Annotated in this window: 19 protein-coding genes and 1 pseudogene; 2 read left to right on the top strand and 18 right to left on the bottom strand. The window is 66.9% G+C overall.

What is annotated here, in order from left to right:
• Positions 1 to 84: 84 nt before the first annotated feature.
• The 14 genes from A5691_RS09820 to A5691_RS27935 form a co-directional block, all read right to left on the bottom strand.
• Complete coding sequence (locus tag A5691_RS09820; protein ID WP_067754655.1) at positions 85 to 1281, bottom strand: PPE family protein; 1197 nt, start codon at positions 1279 to 1281, stop codon at positions 85 to 87.
• A gap of 280 nt (positions 1282 to 1561) precedes the next feature.
• A complete protein-coding gene (gene eccCb, locus A5691_RS09815; RefSeq protein ID WP_067754666.1) occupies positions 1562 to 3358 on the bottom strand; it encodes a type VII secretion protein EccCb in 1797 nt (598 codons plus the stop codon).
• 58 nt (positions 3359 to 3416) lie between these two features.
• Positions 3417 to 5657, bottom strand: coding sequence for a type VII secretion protein EccCa (gene eccCa, locus A5691_RS09810; protein ID WP_067754669.1), 2241 nt, complete (start codon positions 5655 to 5657; stop codon positions 3417 to 3419).
• A complete protein-coding gene (gene eccB, locus A5691_RS09805; protein WP_068017149.1) occupies positions 5654 to 7105 on the bottom strand; it encodes a type VII secretion protein EccB in 1452 nt (483 codons plus the stop codon). The genes eccCa and eccB overlap by 4 nt, the downstream gene beginning before the upstream one ends.
• 3 nt (positions 7106 to 7108) lie before the next feature.
• Positions 7109 to 8830, bottom strand: coding sequence for a type VII secretion AAA-ATPase EccA (eccA, locus tag A5691_RS09800; protein WP_067785035.1), 1722 nt, complete (start codon positions 8828 to 8830; stop codon positions 7109 to 7111).
• Positions 8827 to 9426: a hypothetical protein gene (locus tag A5691_RS09795; RefSeq protein WP_068017145.1), complete on the bottom strand. Its 600-nt coding sequence runs from the start codon at positions 9424 to 9426 to the stop codon at positions 8827 to 8829. Before A5691_RS09795 ends, eccA begins: the two co-directional genes overlap by 4 nt.
• A 34-nt stretch (positions 9427 to 9460) precedes the next feature.
• Complete coding sequence (locus A5691_RS09790) at positions 9461 to 10297, bottom strand: ESX secretion-associated protein EspG (protein WP_068017142.1); 837 nt, start codon at positions 10295 to 10297, stop codon at positions 9461 to 9463.
• Between the two features lie 2 nt (positions 10298 to 10299).
• On the bottom strand, positions 10300 to 10614 hold the full coding sequence (locus tag A5691_RS09785; protein ID WP_068017139.1) for an ESX-1 secretion-associated protein: 315 nt from the start codon (positions 10612 to 10614) through the stop codon (positions 10300 to 10302).
• Positions 10615 to 10688: 74 nt separating this feature from the next.
• On the bottom strand, positions 10689 to 11954 hold the full coding sequence (locus A5691_RS09780) for an EspA/EspE family type VII secretion system effector (protein WP_068017136.1): 1266 nt from the start codon (positions 11952 to 11954) through the stop codon (positions 10689 to 10691).
• Between the two features lie 380 nt (positions 11955 to 12334).
• The gene (locus tag A5691_RS09775) at positions 12335 to 13531 is read right to left on the bottom strand and encodes an EspA/EspE family type VII secretion system effector (protein WP_156675634.1); all 1197 of its coding nucleotides are present in this window, start codon (positions 13529 to 13531) and stop codon (positions 12335 to 12337) included.
• Positions 13532 to 13775: 244 nt separating this feature from the next.
• On the bottom strand, positions 13776 to 14090 hold the full coding sequence (locus tag A5691_RS09770) for an ESX-1 secretion-associated protein (RefSeq protein ID WP_067754700.1): 315 nt from the start codon (positions 14088 to 14090) through the stop codon (positions 13776 to 13778).
• Between the two features lie 76 nt (positions 14091 to 14166).
• On the bottom strand, positions 14167 to 15549 hold the full coding sequence (locus A5691_RS09765) for an EspA/EspE family type VII secretion system effector (protein WP_068017132.1): 1383 nt from the start codon (positions 15547 to 15549) through the stop codon (positions 14167 to 14169).
• Between the two features lie 179 nt (positions 15550 to 15728).
• Positions 15729 to 16820: an FHA domain-containing protein gene (locus A5691_RS09760; protein ID WP_067888501.1), complete on the bottom strand. Its 1092-nt coding sequence runs from the start codon at positions 16818 to 16820 to the stop codon at positions 15729 to 15731.
• 335 nt (positions 16821 to 17155) lie between these two features.
• Complete coding sequence (locus A5691_RS27935) at positions 17156 to 17326, bottom strand: hypothetical protein (RefSeq protein ID WP_156675633.1); 171 nt, start codon at positions 17324 to 17326, stop codon at positions 17156 to 17158.
• Between A5691_RS27935 and A5691_RS09755 the strand changes: the two genes are divergently transcribed.
• Positions 17325 to 17606, top strand: a complete 282-nt coding sequence (locus A5691_RS09755; RefSeq protein ID WP_067754717.1) for a WhiB family transcriptional regulator — start codon at positions 17325 to 17327, stop codon at positions 17604 to 17606. The genes A5691_RS27935 and A5691_RS09755 overlap by 2 nt on opposite strands.
• A 96-nt stretch (positions 17607 to 17702) precedes the next feature.
• Here the strand turns inward: A5691_RS09755 and A5691_RS09750 are convergent, their stop codons facing one another.
• Both A5691_RS09750 and A5691_RS09745 read right to left on the bottom strand, forming a co-directional pair.
• Positions 17703 to 18143 carry a nitroreductase family deazaflavin-dependent oxidoreductase gene (locus tag A5691_RS09750; RefSeq protein WP_067754720.1) on the bottom strand — a complete coding sequence of 147 codons (441 nt, stop codon included), beginning with the start codon at positions 18141 to 18143 and terminating at the stop codon, positions 17703 to 17705.
• A gap of 10 nt (positions 18144 to 18153) precedes the next feature.
• Positions 18154 to 18996: an NAD(P)H-binding protein gene (locus A5691_RS09745; RefSeq protein WP_068017130.1), complete on the bottom strand. Its 843-nt coding sequence runs from the start codon at positions 18994 to 18996 to the stop codon at positions 18154 to 18156.
• Between the two features lie 114 nt (positions 18997 to 19110).
• Here A5691_RS09745 and sigI point away from each other — a divergent pair, with 114 nt between their 5' ends.
• Entirely contained in the window at positions 19111 to 19989 is an 879-nt protein-coding gene (gene sigI, locus A5691_RS09740; RefSeq protein ID WP_067754726.1) for an RNA polymerase sigma factor SigI, read from the top strand.
• On the opposite strand, the gene A5691_RS09735 is transcribed toward sigI, so the two are convergent.
• Both A5691_RS09735 and A5691_RS27240 read right to left on the bottom strand, forming a co-directional pair.
• A complete protein-coding gene (locus tag A5691_RS09735; RefSeq protein ID WP_082950225.1) occupies positions 19986 to 21032 on the bottom strand; it encodes a MinD/ParA family protein in 1047 nt (348 codons plus the stop codon). The two genes, sigI and A5691_RS09735, sit on opposite strands and share 4 nt — an antisense overlap.
• Positions 21016 to 21438: pseudogene (locus tag A5691_RS27240) on the bottom strand (hypothetical protein); the annotation flags it as partial. The gene A5691_RS09735 and the pseudogene A5691_RS27240, both read right to left, overlap by 17 nt.
• Between the last annotated feature and the right edge of the window lie 771 nt (positions 21439 to 22209).

The raw sequence follows: 22209 nt of genomic DNA, 5'->3' as shown, positions 1-22209 counted from the left end.
GACTACTTTCTCTGTTTCCTGTCCTCGCCAAGTGATGGCAAGTCTTCCGGCCCTGGCGGCCGGGAAGTCTTTCTTTGTGGGCGCTCACCAGTCGTCCTCGTGCTCGAACTCCACGTCCTCGCCGTCGTCCGGGCGCGTGGCGAGCAGTGCGGGGGACGCCAGCCCTGGCCGGGCGGCCCCCGCGGATTGGGCGGACGAGCCACCCATGCCGACGGGGGCCGCACCCCCGCCCGCCGACGACCCGGCGCCGGCACCCGCGGGGGTGATGGCCTGCGACGGCTTGTCGAGCAACTGATTCATCAGCGACGTGCGGGCCGTCGTCCCGCCCGCACCGGGTAGTGCTTCGGAGCGCATGAGTCCCATCCCCACGCTGGGGCCGGATCCGCCGGCCAAGGGATGCGTGGAAAGTGGGCTGGCGCCGACCAGGCCCAGCTGGCCACCCTCTTTGCCGGGCAGATGGCCGAGCTTGTCGCCGACCAGGCTGTCCCCGGGGCCGCCCATACTGCCGGACTGGCCGGCCATCGAGGTGAGTTGTTGCAGCGGCTGCATCAGCTGCTGCATCGGTCCACCGAGCTGACCCAGCTGCCCGAGGGCCGGCATGGCCGGCTGCTCGAGGGGCACCCCGACTTCTGGCACCGTTTCCGGGATTTCGTCCTCCACCTCCGAGAGCGCGCGCATCGCGGCGGGAATCGCCTCGGAGCCAACGGCCGAGAGCGTGCTCAACGCCTCCGTGGCCACCGCTTCGCCCACACCCGGCTGCAGGATCGGCTTGATGGGCGGAAGCGGCTCGAAGGTCGTGTTCGCGATCGTCTCCACCTGATAGATGTCCATGACCGCGGCGGCCTGATTCCACATCCGGACGAAATAGTCGGTTTCGTTCAGACCGATCGGCACCATGTTGATGCCAAGGAAATTCGTGGCGGTAAGGACCGCGTGCGTGATGTGGTTGGTCGCGATCTCCGGCAACGACGGCGTCATCGCCAGCGCCTTGGCGTACGAGGCGGCCTGCGCCGCCGCGCGTGCCGCGCGTTCCTGGGCCTGCTGAGCCGCGGTTTGCAACCAAGCCACCATCGGCATCGTCGCGGCTATCGCGCGTTCGCTGCTCATGCCGGTCCACGACGCCTTGAGGGAAACCAGGGCGGCAGACAACTCGAGCGCCTGGGTCTCGAGAGCCCCCGCCAGCGCTTCCCAGCCGGCGGCGGCCTGCAGCATCGGAGCCGGACCCGCTCCGGCCATCAGCCGCGCGGTGTTCAGCTCCGGTGGCATCGCGTGCCACAACATGGCTATCCAGTCCCCTTGTCTGCGAGTGCTTTTCGGTTACCGCGTGAAGTCGTTCGCGACGCCGTACCGTGCATCGGCGCTTGCGCCGGGCGCCCTCGAACCCCGGCCGGCGGGGGTGGCGACTTCGTCGCCAATTCCGACAACCATCGGGTTAAGTGGCATTTTCTGCATTTGCATACCTCTTCTGCACATCGGCGCGAAATAGCTATTCATTTAGGGCAAAACAACCCATTGGCCAACGAAATCTCGGCTCGTTATGCATGCGGTGCGTTCAACGTTCTTACTGGGCGCTGGGATAATCGTAACCGCCTCCTGGAGGTGGTGAGTGCACTTCTTCCGGAGGATCCAAGTAGGCCGCTTGGATGACCTCTTTCCCCTCGGGAGCGACCAGAAATGCCTGGCCAGGCGGCCTCCGCTTCACCTGGATGTCCCGCGACGGGAAGTCCTGTTTGTCGCCCGACAGGAACAGGGTGGGCGATCCGGCGCCGTAAGCGGCGCCGACGAACTTGTCCATCGTCGCCTTGTATGCGGAGCTCATTTGACACGTCACGATGATGTGCAGCCCGATATCCTGAGCCGCGGGCAACAAAGGCGCCAATGGTGCCATCGGCGGTATACCTCCGGCCGCCGCCACAATCATGTGCCAGTCATCGACGAGAAGAACAACATCGAATCCGCTCCACCATGAGCGGGACCGGAGTTGCGCGGTGGTCAGGTCGGCCGGCGGCAGACGCTTCTGCAGGTTGACCGCCAGGGCCTTGATAGCTTCGTCGAGCGTCGTGCTGTTCCGGTTGATTGCGCCGGCGTCGAGCAGATGGCTCTGGGGCACCGCATCCAACAACCCGGAGCGGTAGTCGGCGAGCATGAACCGCACCTGCTTTGGGCTGTTGCGAGCGCAGATAGCCCGGGCGATCGCGTGGGCGGTGCGGGTCTTTCCCGACTTCGGGGCACCGAAAATCAACAGGTGGGGCGTGGTGTACATGTGCGCGTAGGCCACCGACAGATCCGTCTCCCGCACCCCGATAGGAATGGTCCATCGAGTGCGGTAGTCGGAATCCGGTCCCGGGGGGTTCGGGTCGAGCTCGTAGAGATAGATCCGCTCTGGCAGCACCCGTACCCGCGGCGCCTGCTCAGTATGTTGGGCCGCAACGTCATTCACCGCCGCGGTGATCGCCTCAACCAGGTTCTCGGCGCTGTGCACACCGTCGAACCGCGGCACACCGATCATCAAGTGGTGCTTCTCCGTCGACATCGCGCGGCCGGGACGATTGGCCGGGATGTCGCGGGTGGCCCGATCGATCTGCGTGTCGTTGACGTCGCCGAGCCGGAACTCGATCTTGGTGCCGAGGTAGTCGCGGACCCGCGACTTCAGTTCCGTCCAGCGCGGCGTGGTGATCACCACGTGGATGCCGAACGAGAGGCCTTGCGCCGCGAGGTCCTGGACCTGCGACTCCAGATCGGGGAATTCGCTGACGAACGCCGGCCACCCGTCGATGACCAGGAAGACGTCGCCGAACGGGTCGGAGGCGACGGGTTGGTTCGGATCCTCGCGCAGCTGCCGATAGGCGGCGATCGAGCCGACCCGGTGCTCCTTGAAGGTCGCTTCCCGTTGCCGCAGAACGGCTTGCACCTCCGCGATCACCCGCATGACACGGTCGGGCTCCGAGCGGGTGGCCACGCCACCCACGTGCGGCAGGTTCTCCAGATAGATCAGGCCGCCACCGCCGAGATCGATGCAATAGAACTGAACCTGCCGCGGTGAGTGGGTGGCCGCCGCCGACAGCATCATCGTCTGCAGCAGCGTGGATTTCCCCGTCTGCGGCGCTCCCCCGATACCGATGTTGCCGCCGGCGCCGGACACGTCCACGCCCCACGTGGCCTGCCGGTGCATCCGCGGTTCGTCCATGACGCCCAAGGCGAATCGCAGCGGTTGCCGGTCGTCCTGGGCGATGAGTTCATTGACCGGGGTGGGGTCGGTCAATGGGGGAAGCCACATCTTGTACGCATGCGACTCGGTCGTGCTGAGTTGCTCGAGCACCACCTCGCGCAGCGCCCGCCCCTTGGTTTCGATACTCATCGGCGCCGCTCTCCTCCGCAGTAAAGTGGTGCCCCCACTGCTTCGGCGCCGGCGCGAGTCATGACGCCACCGCCTCGTCGAGCACCGGTCCCGCGGTGAACTGTTGGATGCGAACCTTTTTCGGGCCGACGTGCGGGCCGGCCCCATTGCCCTCACCGTTGGTTTCCGCGCGAGCCGTCGGGACGTACGTGTTGCCGGTATACAGGGTGCTGAACTTGACCGGGTCTTCCATGCCGACCCGCAGAAATCCGACACCGCTTTCCTTGTTGGTGATGTACTGCGCCTCGGGGGTCCCGATCACGGCTTTGGATTCGTGCGAGCTGGTGGTGCGCAGCGCGATGCGGTACGTCAGGTTCGGCTCCAATTTGTCGATGCGCACACCGCCGGTCTGCAGCGACTGGGTGGCCAGCAGCAGGTGCACGCGCAGCGACCGCCCCACCCGGCAGATCCTGTCAAACAAACCGATGAAGTCCGGGTGGCTTTGCAGCAGCTCGGCGAACTCGTCGACGACGACGAAAAGCGTTGGCAGGGGCGGCAGGTCGGCGCCGCGTTCCCGGTACTTCTCGTACTCGGCCACACCGGAGAGCGCTCCGGCGGCGCCCACCTTCATGCCGGCCTGGCGCAAGATGCCCTGCCTGCGGTCGAGTTCGCCGGTCAACACCTCGCCCATGCGGCTGACGAGTTCGGCTTCCTCGGCCATGTTGGTGACCACGGCGGCGGTGTGGGGCAGCTTCTCCATGCCCAAGAACGTCGAGCCGCCTTTGAAGTCGGTCAGCAGCAGGTTGACCTGGTCCGGGTGGTGCATCGCCACCAGAGACAGGATCAGGGTGCGCAGGAATTCCGACTTGCCCGACCCGGTGGTGCCGATCAACATGCCGTGCGGCCCCGCGCCGAATTCGGCGCCCTCCTTGATGTCCAGGTACATGACGTTGCCGGTCTTGAGTTCATGTCCGAACGGGATCTTCAGGCGATCGCGGTCGGTGTCGGTGAACATCCGCCAGCGGTTCGGCACAACCTCTTCGACGCTTTGCGCGCCGACCAGCTGGTGCCATTCGGTCGCCGTCTTTTTCTGGACGTTCGTGCCCTTCTTGTCCAGCACGGTGCCGGTGATGGACCAACCGGCCAGCTTTCTCGCGATTCGGCCGGCTTGGTGCGGCGACATCCTGTCGGCGACGGATGTCACCTGACGAAACTGCTGCCCGGGCAGGCGGTCATCGGCGGTCCCGTCCTCGGCGACCCTGATGCGGTAGTTCGAGCCGCGGTGGTTGCCCAGCGTGATCACCGTGACACCGGCCCTGCCGTCGGGCGGGAAGCCCGCCCGGCCGCCGGTCAGGTCCACCACCACGACGTACGGGCCGCCGGGAAGGGAATCGGGGGTGTGTGGCCCGCGGGCGGCCAGGTCCGACAGGTTGTCGGGCCGGGTGTAGATCATCCGGACCGGCCCCGAGGCATCGGTGTCGGTCGGATGTTGAACGTGGGGAAGCCATTTCAGCCACGACCAGTCGGGATCGTCCGGGTTCTCGGTGAGCACGCGGATCTGCAGCAGGTCCGGCGGGTGGAATACGGCCAGATGGCAGATCATGGCGGTCAACAGGCCGGCCGCCCCCGCCGGGTCGCCGCCAACCGCGATCGTCGGAAAGGTGCGCAACTGCACCAGCTTTGGACAGTCGTGGATGAGGCCGTGGGTGCGCAGGAACTTGACCACCCACATGTTGGCGACCGGTTCGAGGTATGGCTGCGGCGCCGCGGACGGGCCGGCCAGCTCGCCGCCCGTCGACGGCTTCATCAGCCGGTCCACCGCCGGCTGGTCACCGATTCCGATCCGAGTGGCGGCATAGAAGTCGGCGTTCGCCGGGCGCGACCACTGCCGCGGTGTGCCGATGAGCGAGGCGAGATCTTCGGGATGCGGTGCGTGGTAACCGAAGAACGCCACCTGCGCGCTGGCCGATGACGTCACCCGGGGACGGAGGCCGGCCAGGTAGCGCAGGTACTCCTTGCGGTCGGCGTTGATCTCGGGCACCTTCTTGCCGCCGCCACCGTGACCGGCCATCATGCCCATCGACATCATGATCATCATCAGCGGCATCATGAGCATGTACGGCGACAGCTGCCTGGTGCCGGTGACCACCATGATCGCGATCATGCCGAGCATGCACACACCCATGACGTAGGGAAGTGCCTTCTGGACGCCCGACGGCGGGATGTCCACGCCGAGGTCCTCGGGCGGAGTGAGGCTGATCTCGCCCGGGGTGAGGCGGGGACCGCGCGTCACGGAGGGGGTGAACTTCTTGGTCGTCATGAGGGACCTCCCGGGGCCGCCGCCGGGGCTTTTCGCGGGCTCGGGTCGGCGGGCAGGGTGTCGTGCTCCAGCAGCGCGGCCTCTTTGGACAGCACCGGACCGTCGACCAGGAGGCGGATGATCTCCCAGGGCGCGGACTTCGGCGCGCTCAGACCCAGGGACGACGCCGGCTGGGCGTCCGGCAACCCGTAGCGCACCCCTTGCGGGTCGACGTAGTACAGAGATTCGCCGTACCGGGGATCCGGGGACTGCAGCTGCACGAACTTGCCGCCATCGGAGTAAACCGTTGCGGGGCCTTGGATTTGCTTGATCCCCGAGTTCATGGCCGATGCCGGGATGGGCAGATGCCGTCCCGTCAACACGCTCGTCTTCGGAGCCTGATCGCCGGCTTTGCGTTCCCACGTCCAGCACAGGGTGGGGTCTTGGGGCCGGGAGACGATCTTGACCGGCTCGTCGGGCAGCGGCGAGTTGTAGACCACCTCGGGCACCTTGACGATCTCACTCGGCACCACCGCCGGGGGCTCAACCAGACCGTAGGACTGGATGGCGCGCAGCGCCGCGGCGGTGTTGGCGTTGACGGGCGCGACGCCGTCGAGCAGCACGACGAAGTAGCGCGGACCCGAGTTCGCGTGGATCTGCAGGATCGATCCGACCACCAGCTGCTCGGGCAGCCCGAAGGCGTTGGGAGATCCCGCGCCTGGGATTGCGGGCAGCTGCCAGGAGCCCGCGTCGGGCAGCGCATTGAACATGGCCGAGGAAAGGGGGCTGGGCTTCGCGGTTCCGCGGATTCCCACGGCGAAGGTCATCGGGCGGTCGCTCAAGTCGGTCGCGTGCCGCCCGTGGGTGTCCACGACCCAGTCCTTGCCCTGGTAAGACGCGAGCAGCGCCTCGTGCGGAAGGATCGGGTCGATCACGACGGGCTCGATCTGCAAAGGCATCGCCACCACCGAGGTCTGCACGACGGGGTTGATGCTTTCCGCCTGAGTGACGGTGTCGCACAACGCCCATACCGATGAGGAGTCCGAGGACACGGGCGTGGCGTAGGGCGCCCCGGGGATGCCGACCGACTGCCCCTTGGGAAACCTGCTGAGCTCGGCGGGCTTTACGGCCTTCGGCTCGGCCGGATTGCCCAGCACCAGTCGCGCCGAGGTCAGGTTGTAGACGGGATGCAGTTGACCCGACACCATCAGGTAGAGCTGGTTGGTGGCGCGGTCGACGAACAGGTTGCCGCTGCCGAGCTTGCCCTGCGGTTTGAAATACGCCATCGCCAGCGCGCCCACCACGACGAGCACCGAGACGAGGACGCCCAGCGCGACCGAACGGCTGTAGAACTGCAGCGGGTCGTCGAACATCCGGGTGTCGCGCCGCACGATGGCGTGTTCGAGGCGCCGCAGCAGGAAACGCCAACCGCTGACCTGGACCTTGGTGGTTAGCCGGAAACCTGCCATGCGTCACTCGATGATGTTGAGTCGTCCGTGAACCGCGGCGATCGCCTCGGTCATGTCCTCGCCGTTGATCTCGCGCAGGCGGTCCTCGTCGAGGGATTCGAAGTCGACGGACCGGGTGAGCCGGATGTCGCGGTATTGCTCGCCGGCCTCCACCAGCTGGCGCGCGTAGCGACCGTTGCCGGCGATGTCGAGCGCGGCTTTGCCGCGCACCGTCTGCTGGCTGAGCAACTTCGCGGCCTGCAGCAGATTGTCTGCCGCCTCCGAGCTCAGCGCCGAGTCGTTTGCGGCCGCAATGACTTTCGCGATCTCGAGGATCTCCTCCGGTGAGTAGGAGTCGAATTCGATCCGGGTGGCGAAACGGGACCGCAGGCCCTCGTTGGTCTCGAGCAGCCGATCGATGTCCGAGCTGTAGCCGGCGATGATCACCACAAGGCGGTCGCGGTCGTTCTCCATCCGCGCCAGCAACGTGTCCAGCGCCTCTTGGCCGAACGGGTCGGTGCGTCCGTCCCGCTCCTGCACCAGCGCGTAGGCCTCGTCGATGAACAGCACACCCCCGAGTGCGCGATCGATCGTCTTGGTGCTCTTGACCGCCGACTGGCCTTCGTACTCGGCGACGAAATCCTTGCGCGCGGTCTCGACGAGCTTCGGTTCGGGAATGACCCCGAGGCCGGCGAGGATGTTGGCCACCACCCTGGCGATGGTCGTCTTGCCGGTACCCGGCGGTCCGGTGAAGATCATGTGCTTGCTCGGCTGGGCGACCTTCATGCCGCGGGCGGCGCGAACCCGCGCCATCTGGGTGGCGGCGCGGTAGCGCTCGACCTGTTCTTTGACTCGGGTGAGCCCGATCTGCCGCTCCAGCTCGGCCTCGGCCTCCGCGAGGAGTTTGTCGCGGCCCGAGGTGTCGGCCACGACGGTATTCGCGTCCCACGGATCGGTGCGCGCGGAAATCTGCTCGGCGCTGGTGGTCGTCAGCCGGTATGACGGATCCTTCAGCGCCGCTGTCACTTTGGGTTCCGGATGGGTGGTCTGCAGCCATTCCAGAAGCGCCACCGCGGCCTCTTCGTTTCCCTGGCTGCGGCGGGTCATGGCCAAATACCACGCGATGGCGCGAGCGCACGCCTCCCCGGCCGGCGAGGCGTTGGCCTCGGTGAGCCGGCGTTCCGCTTCGGTGAACAGGCCGAGGTTGGCTGCGGCGACACCGTGCGCGACCCCGGCGGCGGCCGCCAGAAATTCGTCAGGCCACCTGCTCGCGCCCCTGACTTCATCGATCACCTCGGTCCAGCGCCCCGCCTCGCCGTAGATCACCGCCTTGACCCAGGACAGCAGGTGTTCGGCACCGGTGGTGGGCGTGTCCTCGACCGCCTCCATGGCGTCGGCGTAATTACCTTGCGCCGCTTCGCTTACGGCGAAGCCCATGGTGATCGCCAACGGTGAATTGGCCGGGTAGGTGATGTCCCCGTACAGGCCGCCGATCGGGAGCCGGGCGCCCACGGCGTTCATCGAGATCTGGGCGGATCCGGCCAACTGTCCGAAGTGCGTGCGCGAATACCAGGCGCGAAACAGCGTCACCCGTTCGGTATCGCCGCAGCGGATGCGGCCAATCCATGCGTCGCAGGCGGACTCGTCGTAGTTGGTGATCTCGGTGAACAGCTCGAGCGCCCGCGCCTCCGAGACGGGCAGCATGCCGACCGCGCTTTCGAACAGGCCGGCCAGGTGCTCGGTCATTTATCGGTCGCGTACCGCGTGGCGAACACTTCCGCCTGCGCCGCGGCCGCCTGCTCCGGCGTGATCAGACCGATGCCGTTTTCCATGAAGTCCCGCACGACGTCACCGCCGTCGACCCCCATCTCGCGCATCGTCTCCGACAGGGAGTCGTCCTCCAGCAGATAGCTGTGCTGGGCGGCCAGGCCCTTCTGCCGGGCCAGGTCCGCGATGACGAGGATTTCGTCGGCGAGTTCGGCCTCGCTCATGCTCGTCACTTTCGCCGACAGCTCGACGCGCTGGGTCCGACCGTCCATGAGTGCCGAGACGGTGACCGTCTCGGGCGGATTGGTCACCATGAACTCCTGGGGGGTTTCCTCTGCGTCCCCGGCAGCCTCCGAAGTCGCGTCGGTCTGCGACTCGATCGCGGCGAGGTCGGTGTCGGAATCCACGGGCTCGGTGGGCGCATAGTCGTGCAGCGCGTCGACGGCCGACTCCTCGTCGTCGTCGGCGGGGGCCGAGAAGTCCAGCGCGTCCGATTCCTCGAGCGTGTCGGAACCGGATTCGACGGCCGAGAAGTCCAGGGCGGCCAGATCGTCGTGGTCGTCGTACTGCGGCATGGTTCCTTCTTTCTGATCGTGAATCGGGCTGGGGTCAGCCGCCGTAGGAGGCTTCGACGCGGTCGAACCAAGCGCCGGCCGGCAGGAACTCCACGAGGCCGTCCAGCGTGCGCTGCAAGTTTTCTTGGGTACCGGACAGGAAGCTGCCGTAGAGCTCGCCGCCGACACGGCGGGGAAGCGACACCAACCTGCCGTGGATGGAGTCGAGGACTCCGGCGGCGACGTCGGTATGCGTGGACGTGCCCCCGGGGTGGCGCTGGCCGGCGATGATCTCCACCCAGCTGCTCGGATCGCTGATGATCTCGGCATAGACGCGGGCCGAGGCGGGTGCGGCGCCGTGCTGGACAAGCTGGGCGGCAGTGGTGCACGCCGCCAGTTCGGCGGCCACCCCGGTCAGCGGTTCGACGTTGGCCGGTGTCGCGGGGCCGAGCACCGTGGTCACCATGCCCGCCAGGCCGACCTGCGGGGCCACCAGCTGCAGTACCACCAGGTCGCCGTCCCGGGCGGCGATGACGTGACGTTCGCCCTTGCGGCACACGGCAAAGCGGACCATGGTGCCGCCGAGATCGCGGCGCCACCATCGGCACTCCAGGCTGCGGTCGGGCCTGCTGATCGTGTCGACCATCGTCGCCACCGCCGGGTGTGGCCGCCCCTGGTGGTCGAGCACCCCCTGCGCGGTGAGGTCGCGCTGCACCTGGTTCCAGACGAGGTCCCGCAATTCCTCTTGCGGGATGTTCGGCCGGATTCCGAGTGCCGTGGGGAAATCGACGAGGTGCAATCGGTCGGCGATCACCAACATGCCATCGACGGTCACCTCCACCCCGACGACATCGTCGAGGCCCGCAAGACCGGTAGTGAGGGGACCGGACATGATCAGCCGTCGAGCATTTGCTTGTCGAGGTTCCTGCTCAAGTCCTCGTCGACGCCCGCATACGTTTGCTTGGCGACGCGTAACTTCGCGGCGAGATCAGAGGCGTGCTGCCTAATGTTTTGACCCGCACCCCTGCGTTGTTTCTCCGCGGTGACAAAAGCGCTGTTGGAGGCGCCGCTGATTACCCCATGCGTCACCCATACCGCCGTTTCCGTATTGCCGGCAGCGGTGGCCGCCTCTTCTGCCTTAGTGGCCGCTTGGACCTGTTTCGTCGCCAATTCCTCGAGATACTTTTCGTCGACGTTCAACGTTGCCATGGGTAATCTCCTCAACGGATATTTTTACTCGCTATTGCGTTGACGCGTACCGGTTTCTGCGGCACTGGCGACGGCTAAAGCCGACCCGGCGCCGCCACTTCCTGGGCGGCCATCGTTTGGTCGATGGGCGCGCGCCCCGCGCCCGTCGTGCCCAGCGCCGCCCCATCGCCGTTCCCGGCCGCGGCGGCCTCTGACGGAGCGGCCTCCTCGGCGGGCGGCGGGGCCGCCTGGCGCTGCTGACCGGTCGAGGCGAGTTGTTGCACTTGGCCCATCATTTGGTTGACGAAGCTCATCGGCTGGGCAACCTGGCCGGACATCTGTGCGAGTTGCCCGGATGCTTGAGTCACCTGACTGAGGGTGGGCACCGTCGCCGTGGTCTCGGCGATCGTCTCGACGGGAGTCGCGCCGTCGCTCTGGAGCGCGGTTAGGACGCCGCGTTCCTCGCGGGAATCGCCGGCCGCCGGGGCCCTGCTGGCCAGCGAGGCGACGGTGGGTGTGCCGGAGAATGCCGACATCCCGGACATGCTGTCGGAGATCGCCTTGAAGCTGCCGACCGTGGCCTCCTCGGCTCCGGTGACCTCGATCCGCGCGAACGAGCTGTTGGGGATCGCTTTCTCGGCCACCTCGCCGTAAAGGAGTGCGGTGGCGTGGATCTCGTGCGAGAGGGACATGGAGTTGGCCAGTGTCATCATCTCGAAGCTGAAGACGGTGGCGCATGCCGCGAAGGCGGCGATTATCTGCCATGCACACGAGATTTCGGGACCGACCACCGGGATCAGATACATGGCCAGCGCGATGCCCTGGGCGATCACCAAGCCCAGCAGCGTCACAGCGATGCAGTTGTGCGCCTTGGCGACCTCCGAGCCCTGGTTCGCCATCAGCGTCTGCATCTTCTTGTCCAGATCCTGCATCGTTTGCACGAGGGCCTGCAGTGCGGCGGTCGCGTCGGCGTACGCCTTCGCCGCGTCGCCGCTCCAGTCGCGTGAGTCGGGCGCGGCCTCAGCGAGGTAGAGGTAGACGGTTTCGTACTTGTCCGCACCGCTGGTGAAGGAGGCGCCCTTGTCCGGGGTCCAGAATCCATTGAGCAGGTCGACCGCCGAGATGGCGACCATCGCCACGTCGACGATGGCCGTCGGCGTTGGGAGCACCTTCGTACCGGACGTCTTCAACGCGTCTGCGAGCACCTTGATCTGGTTCCGTCCGTACCACATCGCTTTGCCGGCGAGCGCCCCCAGATTCGCCCCCAAACCAACCCAATCCCCGGAATACGCGGCGCCACCGCCCGCCTGCAGCCGCGTGAAGCAGTAGGCCAGATCGTGAATACCTGCGAGACGACTCACGGCGGTGTATCCCTTCGCGGTTGGTGACCGATGTTGGACTCATGTTGAGGAGGTGGGTTGAGCCTAACGCCGCCAGACAGGGCCCCGCTGCACGAATTTTCTGGGCGCACAAAGGATTCGGCCAACAACCGGTTAATTCCGCAGAAACATTAAGGGAGGGTTGACGCCCGGAGAACAACGGGACGCCACCGGCGCCGCGGCGTCATCCCGAGTTCATCCGGAGGAGCGACTCCACACCGTTCCCGAATTCGGCTGCGCGTTTTTCGGGATCTCTCTCGACGCGGGTGCCAGCGCTCGACGGCCAACACAGCCCTGCCACGAGCCGGCGGATCGATTGATGTATTACTTCGTCGCGCCCGGACTTCGTTGCCGAGGCTCCGTCAACGGACGCGGGCGTGCCGACCCGATCCCTCGTCCGGCTCCGCCGTGGCAAGGTCAACTGGTGCGCGCTCGGCGCCCTGCGCGCCGGGCGCCGCCCCGGCAGCCGCGTCGTCCGACGGCGCGGTTTCTTCGTCTGGCTGGCCCTGCCGGCTCGTCTGCGCGAGCTGCTGTGCTTGCCCGATCGTCTGGTTGGGAACGTTCATGTGTTGGGACGCCTGCCCCGAGACCTTCGCGGCTTGCGCCGATGCCTGAGCGACCTGGGCCACGGTGGGCGGCGTGATTGGCGGTGCGCCCGGTGTCTCGGGGGCCGGCGAGGCGTAGGCCGGCGCGCCCGCGCTCAAAGCGTCCAGTACGGCAAGGTCTTCCGCCGACGCCCCGTCCGTCGGCGCCAGCCTGGCCAACGCAGCCACGGTGGGCGTCGCCGAAAAAGCCGACGTTCCCGGCATGCTGGCGGAGACGTCGGCAAAACCGGAAACCGTCGACTCAGTGGCGGTCGCCGACTTCGCGTCGGCCGGCGAACCCTCCTGTACCGTCCCGGATGCCAAGGCCGAGTATCGGCCGGCCAAGCTCTCCGCCTGCTTGCCGTTCAGGACCGAGTAGGTGGTCAACGTGGCAAGGAATCCCACGGCGGTCGCGATCCCAAGTCCGGAAACGGTGATTGCGAAGCCTTGCGACACCGCCGGCCCGAGTGGCGGAGGCGCGAACCGAATGATCAGCTCGACGATGTAGCACGCGAATAGCAGGTCCTTCAATATGCCGAAACCCAAGCGCATGTGGGTCACCCATTCGGCCTGGTCCTTCACCAGAGCTGCCAGCTCGAGGTCCAGTTCAGCCATCGTCTGCGCCAGGTTCCCCAGGGTCGTGTCGAGGCCCGCATAGGCTACCGATGCCGTCCCCGCCCAACCGTCGTCGTCCGGAAGAGCCGATTTCAGCTGCGCCGACAACGCACTGAATTGCTGCGATCCGTTTCTGAGGTCGTCACCTTCGACCGGCGGTCCGAATCCGGTCGTCAGCTCCATCAGCTCGACGACCGTGAGGGCCCACAGGATCAGGCTGCCCGCCGTCTTGAGGGACTGCTTACTGCCGGGCACCGACGGGACCTTGACGCTCCCACCCTCGAAACGAATCCGGGTCAGCCCGTCGAGGCCGCCCAACTTGGCGAGTGCGGCCCCACCGGCCAACCCGTCTGCGCTCATGCTGGTCACACTCGCCGCGAGATACTCACCGCTGAAACCGGGGCTGTCGACGCCGGTGAAGTTCTGGCCGAGGCTACCCAGGTTGACCAGGAGCCGAGCCGCGTCGGCGAGTATCGATACAGCCAATTGTGGTCCTCAGGTCAACAGTGCGCTGCCGGGCGAGCGGTTGGTCGCACCAGAGCTTAGCACCCAACGGACCTGCGGCACGCGGAATCGGCTGCGGCAGTTGCCGATTCAGGCGTGATCAGCCCTCGAGTACTTGCTTGTCGATGTTCTTGCCCGCTTGCTCGTCCGTGCTGGCGTAGACCCTCTTGGCGGTGCGTAGCTTGTCGGAGAGTTCCGTGGACGCCTTGCTCATGGCGTCGCCCGTGCTCTTGCGTGCATCCGCGGCCTTGGTGAACGCCAGGTTCGAGTACCAGCTGACCACGCCGTGGCTCACCCAGACATCGGTTTCCAGGCCCGACGCCGCCGAGGCTGCGGTTGCCGCCTGCGTCGACGCTTGATCCTGCGCCGTTGCCAGCCTGTCGAGATGGGATGAGTTGACGGTTACATCGGCCATGATTCGTGCTCCTCGGGTGGTCAGTCTCTTAAGGGTTCTGGTGCAACGATTTTGATCGTCGGTTGTCGGGGATGGCCTAGGCCGGGTTCGGTGCTTGCGTCCGCTCTGTGCCGGCCGCGGCGACCTCCACGGGCGCACGCTCGGCGCCCGCCGCACCAAAGCCGGCACCGGCGCCCTCGACCTCACCCTGGAACGCGGCCTCCTCGGCCCCGGCGCCTTCGGCCGGCGCCGCCGCGCCTTGGCCTTGCTGGGAGGTCTGGATCATCTGCTGCAGTTGTCCCATTGCCTGGCTGGTGAGTTGCGCGGGCTGCGACAGTTGGCTGGAGACCTTCGCGGCCTGGCCCGACATCGCGGACAACTGGGCCACGGTGGGCATGGTGGTCGTGGGCGCGGACGGCGTCGTCGCATCCGGTGACGTCGTATCCGATGTTTGAGATGCGCCGTAGGCCGGTGATTCACTCGCGCCCATCTGAGCGGCCAGCGGGGCCCGCTCGTCGTCCGAGCCCCTGGCCGCGCCGGCCGGTGCGGCAGCGGGCGGTGTGGCTGACAGCGCCGACGGCCCGGACATGCTGTCGGAGATGGCGGCAAAGCTGGAAACCGTGGTCTCTTCCGACGTGAGCTTCTTGGCCTTGGCGTCCGACCCCGTTTGCACGGTGCCGGCGGCCAGGGCCGAGTAATCGCCGGCCAAGGTCTCCGCCTTCTTCCCGTTTTCCACCGAGAAGTAGGTCAAGGTGCCGAGGAAGGTGGAGGCAACACTGAGCCCACCAATGGCCACCGCAATGGCGAAGGCTTTCGCCGCGATGGGACCGGCCGGGGCGGGCACCGCAAACGTGATGATCAATTCAATGATGATTGCGGCCAGCAGGATGTCCTTCAAGATCCCAAAGCCCAAGCGCGCGTGGTTGACCCATTCGGCCTGATCCTTCACCAGTGATGCCAATTGGGAGTCCAGGGTGGCCATCGACTGCGCCATGGTCTCCAGGGTTACGTCAAGCTTGGCATACGCTTCCGACCCCGAACCCTCCCAGCCGGAGTCCGGAAGGGCGAGCTTCAGCTGTTCGGCGAGCAGGGTGAACTGCTGGGATCCGGTGTTCAGCTCACTGCCTTCGGTTGGCGGTCCGAACCCGATCGTCAGCTCCATGAGCTCAACAATGGTCAGGGTGATGGAGATGATGCTGAGGCTCTGTTTGAAGGTCTTCATGCCGCTGGCGCCGCCCATACGGTTGGCCATGATCATTTTCTGAGCCGGGCTCATTCCGCTGATGTATTTAGTGATGCCCTTCTGAACACCCACCATCGCCAGGGACCCGAAGTCGGCACCCCCGCTGGTCGCGGCGCCGGCAATATATTCGGTGCTGAATTCCGAGCCGCCAGTGACGCCTAGGCCTACGCCGGCAGCTTGCTGACCTAATCCGGCCAAGGAGCCAAGGATCCTCGCGGCTTGAATGAAAACAGACATAAGTGGGTCCTCCGGTTTGAGCCTTCCGCGTGTTGATTGCGCGTACCGCGCATTAACCGCCCGTTTAGCGTAACGCGCTCTGACTGGCGCCCGTGCACGAATTTTTGGGAAAGGCAACGGCTTCCACAGCGCGGTGAAAAGGAGAGATTGTGAACGTTGGGGCGGGTGCGCCGCCGCGCTCAGTGAATATGGCCGATCAGCGTTTCGATCGCGTCGGCGACTTCGGCTGGCACCGCCTCGTCGGCCTCCGCCCGCACGATCATTTCTTCGGTCACCCCGGCCGCCTCGGCGGTCTCCGCGGGAGAAAGGTTCGCCCGCCGCCGGGCCGCGTAGAGGCGTTGTGCCAGCGGGGCGCCCGGGGCGGTCGCACCGCGCGTCATCAGCTCGTCGTAGTGGCGCCGAACCGTACTCAGGGCTTTGATCAGTTCGGGCGTGATCCGGCTGATGCGGGTGGCGCGCACCGCGATCGCCTCGAGTTGCCGGAGATCGGCAAGGATCGGCGTCGCGCGCTCGGTGAACTCCGGGTCGTCGGGCGACGGCAATGCCGCGATGGCCAGGCCGCAACCGTCCACGGCGGCGACGATCGCCTGCGCGATCAGCGAGGCCGGGGCATCGGACTGCGGGGCCTCGGTCGAGGTTTTGGCGGTGCCGGTAGCGACCGCCGGTGGGATCTCTTCGCCGGCGTCGGGCTGTCCGCGGCGGATCCGCGCGATGGTCCCGGCGGGCCACTGCAACACCTGCTCGAGCTTGGCCTGGGTGCGCTCCCGCGGCCAACTGCGGCCCTTTTCGAACGCGATGAGGGCGCCAGCATTGATGATCCCGTCGGCCGCCAGGCTGCGCTGGCTGATGCCCAGTTCCCGACGGCGCGCGGCGGCGGCCGCGCCCGCGCGGGCCATCCCCGGATCCGGCTCGACGCCATCGGACTTCTGTTCGGGCCGTCCACCGGCGCCGGGGGGCGTGACGATCTCGAACGTGAGAACTTCGCCCGAGCTGGGATCGCCGAGCCGGACCGTCATTTTGTCCGTCACCGTCACCGAGCTCATGCGGTGTCCGTCGACGAACATGCCGTCCGGTCCCTTGTCCACGATCCGCCACGAACCGTCCACGGGTTCGGCGTACAGATGCTCCGCGGAGATCTGCTCGATCCGCACGTCGTCCTGCGGGTCCCGGCCAATGGTGACCACGCCCCGACCGGGCTCGATTTCGTGCGACGTCGCACCGCTATGGATGACCAGGACGGCGAGATCGGTACTCGACTCGGTGCGGGGCATCTGCGGTGGTTCCTCGATCGAGGCAGCTGGGCGGGCCTTCCGCCGCCTGCAATCCTAACCGTCGCACCCGTCAAATTCCATCGCATGCCGCTACGTTTCGAATCACAGTTTCGGAGCCGCACCGTCGGAACGCTATGCCGACGCGACAACGACGTCATCTTGTGGCGATCCGCGCGCGGGGACCTCCATGGATCGCGCGTGGAGCGCTACGGTTTCGTGCCTCCCATCCGAACGCTCCTTTGTCGGCGAAGAGCCGAAGCGAGCCCAAACGCTACGGTTACGTAACCGTCCCATCCTATTGATGAAAAGTGGCCGTAACGACGCAAATAGCCAGTTCAAAAGGCTTTCCATCCGGTCACGCCGCCCCACTGGGCCGGCCGCTGAAGCGAAACGTCCGAACGAAGCGATGCGATACCGAAGCTAAACTGTTGCAATGCAGCGGTTAGTCCTATATCGTTGCGAAGCAGATGAGCAGAACGCAACGCTTCAGAAGGAACCATCGCCATGACCGCAACACCTTTGTTCAACATCCCGCTCGGCGCCTGCACGCAGGACCCCGACCGTTGGACCACCGCCCCGGACGCCGAGGCCATCGCCGCGTGCCGTGCGTGCCCCCGGCGTTGGATGTGCGCGCGGGAAGCGGTCGAGTCGGCCGGCGCGGAGGGCCTGTGGGCCGGCGTGGTGATCCCCGAAGGGGGGCGCCCCCGCGCATTCGCGCTGCGTCAATTGCGATCCCTGGCCGAGCGCAACGGGTACCCCGTGCGCGAGACCGCGAAGTCGGCCTAGCCTCCTGCCATGGCCGCCCACTTCGGGTCGGCGACGGGTCCCGACGGAAACCGTTGCACCGCTTTCCCTCTGGGACTTCACAACAGGCGCCGGCCGTTAAGTCGGCTCGAACCTGAAGACGGCGAGCCGCCCCGCCAGTGCTTCGAATTCGTCAGCCGTTCCATCACGCACCATCCCGGATCGCTTCGCGAATGCCACACCGACCGGGACCTTGACCGGGAATTCCCGCAACACCGGCCGCGCCTGGGCGGCGGAGAGTTCGACGATCCGGACCTGCTGTGACCGTCGGCCCCGGCTGAGCCTGCCGGTGCCCGCCGCCCGTGCGTTCGCCGCCCAGTCGGCGCCGGGATAGCCGGCCACCACGTACAGGTCGCCCCGGAATTCGAACGGCGTCATCGGCGTGCTGCGGGGCCGACCGGACTTGCGGCCGGGCACCGTCAACACCATGGCCGGACCGGTGGGAATCCCCAGCCGTTGGACCGCCATCATCACCTTGTTCATGGGCTTGAGGTAGCGCGGTGGGCGCAGTTCGGACATGTCGGGCTCCTCAACCAATGGCGGAGAAGACGTCGCGATGGTCGGCGACCCACTGGGCGAACGGGGTCGCCGCCCGCCCGAGGATCTTCTCGACGTCATGGGTGACCAGCGCGGGCGTGTCGAGCGTAGCGGCGAGCATGGCGATATAGGCATCGCCGAAGGCTGCCGGAAAGCCTAATCCGATAAACCGCTGGCGCACAGCATCATTCGGTATCTCGCAATAGCGCAACTGTCGACCCAGGACGGCACCGATGGCCTCGACCAGTTCCGAATTGGTGAAGGCCTGCGGACCGGTCAGCGGGATCCGCTGTCCCACCAACTCGTCGGTGAGCAGCGCCCGCGCCGCCACCTCGGCGATGTCGGTCTCGACAATGGGCGCCACCGAAGCCGAAGCGTACGGACCGTAGACCACGTCGCCGGCGCGCAGCTGCGCGGACCACATGCCGGCGAAGTTGGTCGCGAAAACGCTGGGCCGCAGGCTCACCCATTCCGCGCCGGAGTCAACGGCCAGCTGCTCCACCTCTTTATTGCGGTCTCCGCGGAAGCGGGACGGTTGCCGGGCGAAGTCGTCATCGGCGTTGATGGCCGAAAGCGCCACCAGCCTGGTGACGCCGGCGCGCACGCACAACTCCACCACCTCGTTCAGGTCGGCACCCAGCGCCCTGGAGTTGAGAAACACCGCCGACGCGCCGGGTAACGCGTCGGCCGCCGAGCCCACCAGTTCGACGCCGGGGGGAAGCCCGGCTCTATCCGGCGCGCGGGTGACCGCCCGGACCGGCGCTCCAGCGGCCACAAGCGCGGTGACAAGGGGTCGCCCGACGTTACCGGTCGCGCCGGTTACCACGATCGTCATGGGATGGTTCCTCTCTGCTGATTTTTCTGCGGTGCTAAAAGGACGGGGCGGAAGGTGGGAAAGTTACAAACGCAGATCCCGTAACTTTTTGCCGCAGCAGATCGTCGAAGAGGCATGAACCAGCCGCAATCAGCGAGCGACCAGGTCGCCGACGCCTGGCGTCGTCACCGTCCCTATCTGGTCAACCTCGCCTACCAAATGCTCGGCGACATCGGGGATGCGGAAGATATTGCGCAGGAGGCCTTTCTGCGGTTGTCGAGGGTCGAGGCGGGTGAGATCGAGGACGTTCGGGGCTGGCTGACGGTGGTGGCCAGCCGACTTTGCCTCGACCAGGTGCGCTCGGCCCGCGCTCGTTACGAACGCCCGGGCGAGGTCGGAGAGCGGCCCACGCCGCAGCGCTCCGATCCGGCTGACCGGGTCACTCTCGACGACGAGATCCGCGCCGCGTTGCTCGAGGTGTTGCGCCGGCTCAGTCCGGGGGAGCGGGTCGCCTTCGTGCTGCACGACGTGTTCGGCGTCCCGTTCGACTCGATCTCCGAAACGGTAGGCCGCCCGGTCGGTACGTGTCGGCAGCTGGCGCGCCGTGCACGGGCGAAATTCGTTGCCGCTCAGCCTACAACGAACGTGGTGGCATCGAGCGAGCATCAGCTCGTCACCGAAAAATTCATCACCGCGTGCGCCAACGGTGACCTTGGCGCGTTGGCCGCCGTGCTGGATCCGACGGTGTGGGGCGTGGGCACGATCCTCGCCGACCCGGCGCCGCCCCCGCAGATCAATCACGGGCCGGACGCGGTGGCCACCAACCTGCTGCGGTACCTGTGGCCCGACGTCACGCTGGTCAGCGGTCCCGTCGGGCAACCGGTGCTGCTGGCGTTCAGCCACCGCCGGCTGTTTGCCGTCATCGTGCTGACGATCCGCGGGTCGAAGGTGGCGAAGCTCGAGGCGATCGCCGACCCGTCCGCACGGGCGGGCGAGGTCGCCGAGCAGGCCTAGCCCGGCCGCTGGTTCTCGGGCCGGGCCGCGAAGTAGCCGGCGATTGTCGCGGTGAGCTCCAGGAACTTCCGCCGCGTGGCGGCCGACATTTCGCGGCTCACATCGATGACGCCGCCCGGCCGCAGGTGCGGGTCGAAGGGGACCTCGATCACCGGCCGGCCGTGGTCGGTGAACTCCCGGGCCAGCTGCGCCCGCGTCCGTTTGTCGGCGTGCCCGTCGGAATCGTTGAGCACCACGACGGTGCTCTGCAGCAGAGTGTCGAAGCCCTGGTCGACCAGCCACTCCATGGTCCTGGCGGCGGCGGACGCCCCGTCGGCCCACGGCGAGGAGACCACGATCAGCGCGTCCAAGTCGCGCAGCACCTCCTGGGTGACCGGCGCGTCCATCGTCGAACCGCAGTCGATGACCGAGATCGCGAAGTGGCGGTCCAGGCGCAACGCGGCCTCCCGGTAGATCGCGGCGTCGAGCACGCGGCGCGGACCCGACGCCGGCTCGCCGCCGAGGACATAGAGGCCAACGGAGTTACGTCCCACGCGGGCAACCACATCGCCGAAGGACTGCAGGTTCTTGTCGGCGGTCAGTTCCCAGAACGAGCCGGTAGTCGCCGGATCGATCCGGCTGCTGAGGCGGCCGAATGCCGTGTCGGCGTCGATCGCCACCGTGTGATCCTGCCGCCGGAGCTCGGCGAACAGCGATCCGACGCTGGCGGCCACCGATGTCTTTCCCACTCCACCCTTGCCGAGGACACCGACCTTGTAGTTCCCGTGCAGGCGGGTGCGGATGGTCGCCTCGAACTGCGCGTCCTGCTGCTGCGCCGGCGAAGGGCCGAGGTTGACGAGGCCGAAAGTGACCAGCCGGAGGACACGACGCCAACCGCGGTCGGGCACCGCGTCGATGGCCGTCGGGGCCGGCTTGGGTGTGACGGGCGCCGATGCCGCCTGCGGAGGCGGCGGCGCGGCCGGCCGCGGTGCGGCGCCCGGGGCGGAGGGTCGTGGTGGCGGTGCGGCCGGACGCGGCGGCGGAGCAGGTGGGCATCGCGTCACGGGAGAGCGCCCCCAGCGAGGAGTCGTCGATGGGCACGTTGCGCCAGCCGAGCACCGTCAGGCCCTCGGCCTCGGCGATCTTCTCGACCGCGTCGCAGGCCGCCGCGGCGTCCTTCGACGACTGGGGCAGGAAGGCGATGCCGGTGGCATAGCTGCCCGGCTCGGGGAGTTCGAAGTCGACGACCTCACGCAAGAACGCATCCGGAACCTGGATCAGGATGCCGGCCCCGTCACCGCTGCGCGGCTCGGCGCCCTGAGCACCGCGGTGTTCGAGGTTGAGCAGCGCGGTGATTGCCTTGTCCACGATGTCGCGGCTACGACGGCCGTGCATATCGACGACCATGGCTACCCCGCACGAATCGTGCTCGAACGCGGGGTTGTATAACCCGACGCGCTTGGGCGTCATATGCACCTGACCCTTCACCTGAACGTTGCGAGCGGCCGTTGACGGCTGCTCCGATGAGATCGCACCCGAAGGTTGCGGGCTGTGACCCCTCGGTCTTGTCTCGATAGGCTGTCCCCAGGCGGAGATGATCCTGTTAGGGATGCGTCCGTGCAGCGCTGAACGGTGGCCTGGAAACCGGTCTCGACAAGTCGTAAAACGATATGACAATACCCGGCTGACATGCCAACTTCGTCAAGTCTAACCGTCACCTGGCAGCGCCGTAAATTTCTCGGCGGCGGAGGCGCCGCAGCGGCGCCGACGTGCTGTTTCGGGTTTGCAATTTCCGTCACAGCCGCCCGGATCCCGGCGGTCCGGTGTGGCGGGTGGGGCGCCCGTGGAAGTTTGCTGGCGTCGACCGCCGGTGCGGGTGGCGCGTGGCAGCCTGCGCGCATGATCGTGCTCAGGGAGCGGCCAGAGCGACCGAGGCCGCAGTGCAGTAAGCGCTGCTAAGTTTGCACGATGGCATTGCGAGCCACGGAGGAGATACTGGACCGGTACTGGTCCGCATCCGGCGTCGGTGGTTGGGCCGTGGCGCTTATCACTGGCGCCGGACAACCACCCGAACGCCGCTCGATCGCCTGGCACCCGAGGAGCCCATGAACGAGCGCGACGAATTCCTGCGGGACCGTCTGCAACCGCCGACCAGCACGCCGGCGCCCCGCCCGCCACACCGGACCGCCGGGATCCGGGCGGCTGTGACGGAAATTGCAAACCCGAAACAGCACGTCGGCG

It is taken from the genome of Mycobacterium sp. E183 (assembly GCF_001667735.1).
Lineage (GTDB): Bacteria > Actinomycetota > Actinomycetes > Mycobacteriales > Mycobacteriaceae > Mycobacterium.
This window is presented reverse-complemented; position numbering and strand designations above follow the sequence as displayed.